The organism is Shigella sp. FC1661 (assembly GCF_001712525.1).
Taxonomy (GTDB): domain Bacteria; phylum Pseudomonadota; class Gammaproteobacteria; order Enterobacterales; family Enterobacteriaceae; genus Escherichia; species Escherichia coli.
In genome coordinates this window covers 1-692 of the sequence record NZ_MDGW01000421.1, presented here as the reverse complement: position 1 = coordinate 692, position 692 = coordinate 1, and the positions used below count along the sequence as shown (strand labels likewise).

The following is a 692-nucleotide window of genomic DNA, read 5'->3' as shown; positions in this document are numbered from 1 at the left end:
TTTTCCGACGAACAGATCATCAGTATTCTCCGCGAAGCCGAAGCTGGGGTACCGGCTTTATCACCTCAGTGGCCTGGGCGTAAAACGCAGAAGACGTCGTAAAGGGCTGGCAACAGAACGTCTGCCGCTGCTCCGTCCGGCGGCGCCCAATCTGACCTGGTCGATGGATTTCGTCATGGACGCACTTTCCACCGGTCGCAGGATCAAGTGTCTTACCTGCGTCGATGATTTCTACAAAGGAATGCCTGACGGTCACTGTTGCCTTTGGGATTTCAGGCGTTCAGGTCACGCGTATTCTGGACAGCATTGCACTGTTTCGAGGCTATCCGGCGACGATAAGAACTGACCAGGGGCCGGAGTTCACTTGCCGTGCACTGGATCAATGGGCCTTTGAGCATGGTGTTGAGTTGCGCTTAATCCAGCCGGGCAAGCCAACGCAGAACGGATTTATTGAGAGCTTTAACGGACGATTTCGCGATGAATGTTTGAATGAGCACTGGTTCAGCGATATCGTTCATGCCAGGAAAATTATTAATGACTGGCGGCAGGATTATAACGAATGCCGCCCGCACTCCACGCTGAATTATCAGACACCGTCTGAATTTGCAGCGGGCTGGAGAAAGGGTCATTCTGAGAATGAAGATTCCGACGTTACTAACTGAGTGTTGTATCTAATCGTGGGGGCAGGTCAA

1 protein-coding gene is annotated in these 692 nt (G+C 52.2%); it reads left to right on the top strand.

All coding sequences use genetic code 11. The features are described from left to right. Positions 1-167: 167 nt before the first annotated feature. A complete protein-coding gene (locus tag BFF42_RS19445) occupies positions 168-662 on the top strand; it encodes an integrase core domain-containing protein (protein WP_289627081.1) in 495 nt (164 codons plus the stop codon). Positions 663-692: the final 30 nt, after the last annotated feature.